Source organism: Psychromonas sp., assembly GCF_983033635.1.
The window spans coordinates 1-8,416 of sequence record NZ_CEZLMY010000157.1 but is presented as its reverse complement, the minus strand read 5'-3'; the positions used below and the strand labels follow the sequence as shown (position 1 = coordinate 8,416).

The 8,416-nt window shown below is 40.8% G+C and carries 5 protein-coding genes and 1 pseudogene; 1 reads left to right on the top strand and 5 read right to left on the bottom strand.

The window, feature by feature from the left end; translation table 11 throughout:
• Positions 1-262 precede the first annotated feature (262 nt).
• Entirely contained in the window at positions 263-1,588 is a 1,326-nt protein-coding gene (locus AC4GME_RS15330) for a glycoside-pentoside-hexuronide (GPH):cation symporter (RefSeq protein ID WP_490379700.1), read from the top strand.
• A 36-nt stretch (positions 1,589-1,624) separates the two neighbouring features.
• Here the strand turns inward: AC4GME_RS15330 and AC4GME_RS15325 are convergent.
• The 5 genes and pseudogenes from AC4GME_RS15325 to AC4GME_RS15305 all read right to left on the bottom strand — a co-directional run.
• Positions 1,625-1,702: pseudogene (locus AC4GME_RS15325) on the bottom strand (transposase); the annotation flags it as partial.
• Positions 1,703-1,782: 80 nt separating this feature from the next.
• A complete protein-coding gene (locus AC4GME_RS15320; protein WP_490379699.1) occupies positions 1,783-2,841 on the bottom strand; it encodes a helix-turn-helix domain-containing protein in 1,059 nt (352 codons plus the stop codon).
• Positions 2,842-3,194: 353 nt separating this feature from the next.
• Positions 3,195-4,865 carry a glycoside hydrolase family 1 protein gene (locus tag AC4GME_RS15315; protein ID WP_490377715.1) on the bottom strand — a complete coding sequence of 557 codons (1,671 nt, stop codon included), beginning with the start codon at positions 4,863-4,865 and terminating at the stop codon, positions 3,195-3,197.
• Positions 4,866-4,936: 71 nt separating this feature from the next.
• Complete coding sequence (locus AC4GME_RS15310; protein ID WP_490379698.1) at positions 4,937-6,253, bottom strand: carbohydrate porin; 1,317 nt, start codon at positions 6,251-6,253, stop codon at positions 4,937-4,939.
• Between the two features lie 602 nt (positions 6,254-6,855).
• The coding region (locus AC4GME_RS15305; RefSeq protein WP_490379697.1) for an efflux RND transporter permease subunit at positions 6,856-8,416 on the bottom strand (1,561 nt) is incomplete at its 5' end.

The following is an 8,416-nucleotide window of genomic DNA, read 5'->3' as shown; positions in this document are numbered from 1 at the left end:
CCTTTGAAATAGTTAAAGCCGCAACTTGTTGTGTTTTTTGTTTGTACTTAATGCGGAGATAAAAATCCCCAACTGTTTCGACGTATTATGCTTTTATGACCTTGAATTTTAGGCTGCGTCTCATATAGTACCTACTGAGCAACAGGAACAGTTCTGAGCCCGACGCGTTGAAATTAACTGATTTATTCAGTGGCTCTATTTAGCAAAACAATCAGGCAACATTTTTACTTATATCTGAAAATATTAACAAGGAAAGTTTTGAATGAAAAAAAAGGATTTTTTTACCAGCGGAATTGAGAGAACATCTTATGGTGGATACTTTGTTGGTCAGAATATTCTTTACATATTTGTTCTGCAGTTTCTTATGCTTTTCTACACAGATGTTGTTGGCATATCTGCGGCCGCAGTGGGGACTCTTTTTTTCGTAGCCCGTCTCTGGGATGCCATCAATGACCCAATTATGGGAATGATTGTTGATAAAATGAGTTTGAAAAAAGGCAAATTTAAACCTTGGATTAACATGGTTGTATTTGCACTGCCACTGGCAACCGTGCTGCTCTTTGTCGATGTCGATGGCTCCCTGACCTTTAAGTTAGTTTACGCCTACACAACTTACATCCTTTGGGGCATGATTTACACCGTCAGTGATGTCCCCATATTCGCTCTGGCGACCGTTATGAGTGTTAATGTTGATGAGAGGGTTAGACTTATTTCCATAGGCCGTCTTGCAGCAGCTATTGCTGCCATGATCACTTCGGTTGCCGCCATGCCGTTTATAACAAAACTGGGTTGGACTAACACGGCCCTTATTCTTTCTTTTATTGCTATGGTTACTATGTTCCCCATTAAATATTATGCCATAGAGAGAGTTGTCCATAATCGGAAAGAAGTAATAACATTTAAGCAACTCTTTTATTATGTTTTTCATAACAAGTACTTGATGATTTTCTACGGGGCGGTGATTGTCGCAAGTCTTACCAATACGGGATTCGTTGTTGGCAATTATTTTGCCATCTACGTACTGGGCGGTGCGAAATATATTCCCATGCTGATGACAATGACTGCTCTTCCCATGTTGCTGCTTTCCCTCTTCTTTCCTGTTTTGATCAAGGCCTTCGGTAAAAAAAAGCTGTTGCTTTGCTGTGTCGCACTCTACTTAGTCACCACTATAAGCTATTACTTTATCGGTTATGAAAATATCATCCTCGTCTGCCTTTTTACTTTCATCAAGGGGCTCGGACTAATGGCGCCTTTCGTGCTGTGTGCAATGTTTACTTCAGACTGCGTAGAGTATGGTTACTATAAAACGGGACAACGGGCGGAGGGGATCTCCTTTTCCATCCAAACCTTTACAACAAAACTGACCATGGCGATATCGGGGAGCATAGGAGCCTTTATGCTTCAGTTTATCGGTTACCAGCCGAATGTAGAGCAGAGTGCTGAAACACTTGATGGAATATGGAAGATGACCGCCCTCTACCCGATGATCGGCTACTGCGTCTTCTTCTTCATTATCTTCTTTTTCTACAACCTTAAGGAATCGGATCTCCAGAGGATGGTAGAGAACAGCAAAGAAGTGTCAGAATAGTTGTAGGGTTGTGTCCGTTTTGCTTTCGGGGGATTACTCAGTTAATACGTTAAGCCAAAACTTTGCCCTTTCATTTTCTGAAATCCACATGCCTAGTAACTCTTTATGGCCTTCATGAAAATTATACCGTTATAAAAGGGCGTTTATCCCGCAAACTCCGTGGCCTGATTGACTTTAAATAAAAATATGGTTGTTTATCTAGGTCGGCTGACTGCCGTAAATTCCAAACGGTTCGCCGACGACACCATTGTTTTGCGGTAAACCAAAGGTGTTATGCTGTTTTCAAGCCTAAATGAGCGAATGAAGGATGTGGAGTCGGTATAACCTAGCATTGAAGCGATTTCTTGTATCGGAGTGTTTGTGTTTTTTAACATCCCCCTCGCTTTTTCGTCTTTATACTTCTTAATGAAAAGGAAAAATGTTTCACCTTCTTTAATTAGTTCTCTGTACAAGGTTGATTCACTGACGTTCATTGTTTTTATTATTTCACTTTTTTTAGGGATATATCCATTCTTATCGAAAAAGTTCCTTATTGAAGTCGCCATCTTTTCCCTAAAACTATTGCTAGGCAATAGTTTTGGTTCAACATTTAACTGACCTATATATGGATTGTGATATTTATTCGCCAGGTTCAAATTTTCAATATCAAACTCCATAAATGAACACCCCCGCACATCATTTATTTCTCCAAGGTTAATTCTTTTGAATTCACTTTCATTCTTTAAGCCGTTGTTATTAAAAAAATAGTTAACTGAATTCAAATTTAATCCATATATATTTTTCATACTTTGACTTAAGTTTGTAAACACGCCTTGGGATGAACCAAACTCTCTTTCACTAGTATTAAAAGAATGGGTTATGATCGCCTTGTTGCCTTTCAGACTAAAATCTATGGCATGCGCAGGAAATAACGTCGAAGCCTTTTTGATGGATTGAAGATATGAAACCAGGCTTACTTGGTTAGCAATACCGGCATGTAAATTATGGAAAATTAAACCTGAAAAGCCAGAAAATTCACTTTTTAGTGAAAAAATATCTTCTATTTCATAGTGGGTAAAATATTCTAACTCATTGGCCAAGTTTAAAAGGGCGATTACTTCGCAGTCATTTGGATATAAAATAATATTATCGTCAGATAAGTACTTTTCATTAATACCAGTCTCTTTGAATATAACCTTATCGTCTAGATTGTAATGTCGTCGCAATAAGGATATATATTTATTCGCCACATGAACCGGGTAGGAGTTGTTCATTTTATCACTTCCAAAATGTAACTTTGTAACACTGAAAAACATACCAATTATATTAATTTTGCACCAGTTAAACTACAGGGCAATACATGAAAGTCAAGACGTACTTTTAAACAATGCGTTTACCTTCGCTGCTGGTGAACCCCTTGCTGTCGTAACGTGTTGATTGTCAACGAAACAGCAATCTGCGTGTGTTAACCATGAGGAAATAAAGAGGTAAAAAAAGCCAGCAGAATAAACTACTGGCAAAGGGAATAATAGTTTACATACTTGAATCGACAGTGCTTGAAAGCTTTCCTGCTTTTAATTTCTATATTTAAATAGAAGCAACTCAATATGTGAATTAAGATAAATAATTAATCGTTAGCAACTCCATTGTTTTTAATAGTTTCTGTATACCAGTAGTAACTATCTTTAGGTATACGCTTAAGATCATTTTCATAATCGACATAAATCATACCAAATCGTCCTTGAAAACCAAAAAACCACTCGAAGTTATCAAACAATGACCAGGCCGTATATCCCTGAACATCAACACCATCTTGAATTGCTTGCCAAGCGGCCTTTATATGCCCATTAAGAAAGCGCGTACGCAGGGGGTCATGAACTTGATCATCATCGGTTAGCTTGTCTTCTACCCGATATCCACCGCCGTTTTCAGTAATTAATATTGGTAATCCCCCTGTCTCTTTATGTAAATACATTAATCCATCATAAAGACCTTGCGGATCATAAGCCCCATTTTCTGAACCAGGCTCTTCCTCTACTTGTTGTGCGTAAGCTTCACCGAAAACAGGCCCCAAGCCGACTCCCGTCGCAATGGCAAAATTGCCACTGGTTTCGTGAGAGGTAACGGTTGCTCTTGAGTAGAAATTAAGTGCTGCGTAATCAAGTCCTTGCTCTTTGATATAGGCTAAATCTTCGGCTACTTGTTCGTCCGACAGGTTGATGAAGCCGTAACCTAAATCTTTAAGTCTTTTCATGGGCTCAGCAGGGTACTCACCTCGTGTAAAAGGGAACACAAACCAATCATTAAATAAGCTATTGAATAATTTAGTTGCGGCGAGATCTTCAGGGGTATTACTACCTGATTTGGCTGGACGCAGATCAAAGGCAATACCGACATCACCAGGTATAATAAGGCCTTGTGTTTCTAGATCACGCTGCACCTCAAGTGATCTGGCATGAGCCAGAAACATATTGTGTAATGTGGTCATCTGTAAGCCCCAGTAGACCTCTGATTGTGTGGTATTCATTGTGGCAATAAGTGCATCAAATCCCACATCGCCACCACTAGCCATAATGTCCTGCATTAGCGACAGCATACCTTCAATAGCAATCGCAAAAGCGAATGGTTCATTAAAGGTTAACCATCGTGATACGCGATCACCATAGGCTCGAAATACCGCTTCAGCATAAGCCACGTACATATCAACAACCATTCGGTTCTTGAAAGAACCAGCACCTGTGAGTGCAATTGGCATATCCCAATGGAATAAGGTAATAACAGGCTCAATACCATAGCTCAATAATTCATCAACCAGATCATTGTAGTACTGAACACCTTCTGGATTTGGCTCAACTGGGATTGTGTTTCCATTATCATCCAATACTGGCTGGAATCTCGCATCAACCTTAAAAGGAAAACCTGTAGGATAGATGCGCGACCAAGCGATTGAAAAGCGATATGCCTTCAGGCCAGCATCAGCCATTAATTTAACGTCTTCTTTATATCTGTGATACTGGTCGATAGCCACGTTACCAGTTTCACCCTGAGCTAACCTCATCTGCTGGGTATAGAGATCCCAGTTCGTGTAACCACGGCCACCTTCATTCCAGGCCCCTTCTACTTGATAAGCTGCCGTAGCTGATCCCCATAAAAAACCCTCAGGGAATTCTAGAAAATCAACTTTCTCATCTATTACAACATCGGTATTACGTGTATCTTGATTTTCTGAGCCACATGCAGTAAGCAATATGACCGCTGACGCTGCTAACAGTGCCAGATATTTCCTTGATTTTTTCATTGAGCCTCCAATATGAATGCTGACGCTGCTGACAGCGCCAGATATTTTCTAACTAACCTTTCGATGTGGAATTACCAAGAAGCGGATGCTTGAACTCCAAAGCGGATAGTGCCATCGTCACCAGCGTTATTTACAACGCGGTTTTCTTCTGCGGTACTACCGAAGAAACTTCCTACATATGCACGCAACGTCGGTTTGAATTTATCAGAAATCTTTGGGCTAAATTCCTGTGCAATCATCAACTTGAACAAATCTTGCTCCTCAACTTGATAGCTTTCTTGCCCTTTCTCATAACCCAGTTCAATGCGCGTACTGTTAACTTCATCCCAATGATAGCTTGGTGAAATTACCGTACTGATGCGGAATGGATTTTCTTCAGCTACATTCGAAGATGATTTTGTTTCTCCTTGAGCGTACAAAAGTGAATAATCCATTATCAGAGATTGTGTAATTGGCTGAGATCCATAAGCAATAAGGCGAGATGAACTTTCCATATCTCCTTCCCATGTCGCGTAGGTCTTGACCTTACTACCACTGGCATTGCGCCACGCGGCATCCCCCAATGCATCGGTAGAATACTGTGCAACTAAGGTGTGTTGGCCATTCCAAATATTGGAATCGAGCTCAGCGGTTAAGAATAAACCATCATCACTTGGCTCACCCGCATTATCCTGGCTCTGGTTAACATCACCAAAACCATATATTAATGCGAATGCTAATTTCGCACTGCTTGATAGTTCAATATTTTCTAGGCGCAAATCCAGTTTATTCACCTGAACCATACGTTGATTACTTGCATTAGTTTTACCTGTGTAAGCAACTTGGTCACCCGTAATCCAGGCTGCAGACAAATCACCAATGCCAGTATTCACATTTTCAATACCAGCCCCGTAACCAGAGTTGTTTAAATAAAAGAGATCTAATAAACCAACATCTTTACGTTTGTAATAACGTTTACCCGCCCATATTGAGGCTTCAGGAGCTGAATTTAAATAGCCAGTAGCAATAACGTTGAATTGACGTAATGCAATATCACCTTTCGCATCAGATACTCCTGGTTCTACTACCGATTGATAATCATTAAACTGAGCGCCTTGAGCTGTTTCAATTGATAGCATGCTGTTAATATCGATTGATTTACCTGCTTCTTGTGTAAACCCCTTGCTAAAGCCCATCTCTAAGTAAGTTTCACATTCATCGCCAAGGCGACCTGTATAATGACCATCTGCACCTGAGCCATAACATCCTTGTTCACCACCATCTGTGGTTGTCGAAATTCCAGCGCGACCGTAACCATAGTAATCAAAGTTTTCCCCTTCAGAAGCAAATGAAGTGCCTGACGATAACGCAGCCAAAACAGACACGGCAACTAAATTTAATTTTTTCATACTTTTTCCCTTAGTAATAAATTATACAAACCTATTCGTTAGCGATATTAAATTCGCTAAAACCTCACGTAATGTGAGTGAAGCTAGTCTACGAATTTCTTGGAAATGAGGATGAACAATAGAAACCACAATATGTGCATTATCTTTCTACGAAGGGCTTTTGTGCGGAACGTCACATTCAGAGCTGTTAGAAAAAGGCGGGGAGGCTTTGTTGATTAAATCAGTTTTAACTCTTAGAAAAGCCAGTTATAAGATAGTTAATCGAAAGCGGATACCTGACGGATCATGGTAAAAACACTATGTATAACCAGCAACTGCTGGCTTAGTTCAGTTTGAAAATTGTAAGCCAATGCCAGGCAACACCTTATTAGTCATGGAGTAATATAATAAGTGCAGCAGGTTAGTGTTATTAGCCGCGAGTGTTTCTTGATATGGCTAAAATTCGGTCGCATTACGAAGAGCTACACCAAGCTACATAAGCTTGGTGTACTTGCTCAGCTTATTTAATTTTTCATTCGATATAACGAAAAAGTAAGCAATATATTAAATGTGTTGCAGCAACCTGTTGTATTTTTTATCTACGCATTTCCTGAACATTTATATTAATCTCTTTCGTGCTTATGTATTAACCCAAAGTCGGCCAGGATCGCATAAGCGCTTGGTATAATAAATAGCACCAGCAGGGTAGAGGTAAAAATACCAAATACTATTGAGATCACCAGCGGCTGAACCACCTGCGCCTGCAGACTGGTTTCCAGTAATAACGGCAGCAGTCCGGCAGCCGTTGTTAACGATGTCAGGAATACCGCTCTGAACCTTTCTCTACTGGCCAGTACAACCGCCTTATGGACACTGTCGCCTTCATCGACATGGTGACGTATATACTGCACCAGTAATATAGAATCATTTACCACTATGCCGGCTAAAGAGATAAATCCCATAATAGAAGGCATAGATAAACTATGACCTAATAGAAAATGTCCCCAGATCACCCCGATTAATGCAAGGGGAATTGCCAGCATAACAACAAAGGGCTCCAGGTAACTGCGGAACTGGAAACTAAGGATAGTAAACAGACCGAATAAACCGATTAAAAATCCTTTTGACAGCGATGAGCCGGTTTTTGCGGTTTCTTTACTGGCCCCTTCAAAGTCGACTCTTAGTGTCGGGTATTGTTTTCTAATCTCGGGAATAAATTCCTGACGAACCTTCTGCAGAATCTCACTGCTGTTAGCCACTTTTTTATCTACCTCTGCCATAACAGTAACTGTTCTTAAGCTGTCGATACGTGATATACGCACAAATGAGCGTTTATAATCAAGATCAGCAATGGCATTGAGCGGCAGCTGATTGCCGTCGGGCATAATAATCGGGAAGTTTTCTAAGACACGCAGGTCACCTGCCTGCTGCTTATTAAATCTAACTTCTATTTCGATATTTTCAGGGCCTACTTGAATATTATCTGCAGTCTGACCGAAATAGGCTGCACGAAGCTGCAGTGCCACCGTTTTCCCGTCTACACCATAGGCTTCGGCGCCAGGTTTTAAACTGATGCTGATCTCTTCTTTACCGGGGCGCATATCATCTAAAATCCCGTGGACACCGGAAAACTCTGCCAGGTAAGCCTGCAGCTGCAGTGAGGCTTCTTTAAGCTTGTAAAGGTCGTTATGCTGTAGACGGACTTCAATATCCCGGCCTGCAGGGCCCATCACCGGTTGTTTAAATACCACTGAAATAGGTGTCGCCATATCTCCTGTAGCTAAACGCCAGTCTTCAATAAAGTCATCAATATAAGTATTACGGATCTCGGCCGAGAGCATGTTTACACGGACGGTGGCCAGGTGTGCTCCTTGTTCACCGGCATCACTGTTAAAATTAAACTGTGTTGTAATATCCTGAATAAGAGGGCTGGGTTCATCATTTTTCTGATTATAGGTTTCAGCAACTGTTTTAGCACTCTGTGCTATTTTGTCGACAATCTGTTCGGTCTGACTGAGTGAGGAGCCGGGTGGTAAGATAATACGCGCTTCAGCAATATCACCGTCTAATTCAGGAAATGCGACAAATTTGACGGCACCGCCGACCACTAAAGAGATAGAAATAAGCAGGAAACCTAATACACTTCCCACTGAGGCATAGCGCCATTTAACAACAAATGTAACC

Bases quoted from the DNA above. Each gene is read 5' to 3' on its own strand.
- AC4GME_RS15315 (WP_490377715.1), bottom strand. From the start codon at position 4,865: ATGAAAAAATCAAGGAAATATCTGGCACTGTTAGCAGCGTCAGCGGTC.
- AC4GME_RS15330 (WP_490379700.1), top strand. From the start codon at position 263: ATGAAAAAAAAGGATTTTTTTACCAGCGGAATTGAGAGAACATCTTAT.
- AC4GME_RS15320 (WP_490379699.1), bottom strand. From the start codon at position 2,841: ATGAACAACTCCTACCCGGTTCATGTGGCGAATAAATATATATCCTTA.
- AC4GME_RS15310 (WP_490379698.1), bottom strand. From the start codon at position 6,253: ATGAAAAAATTAAATTTAGTTGCCGTGTCTGTTTTGGCTGCGTTATCG.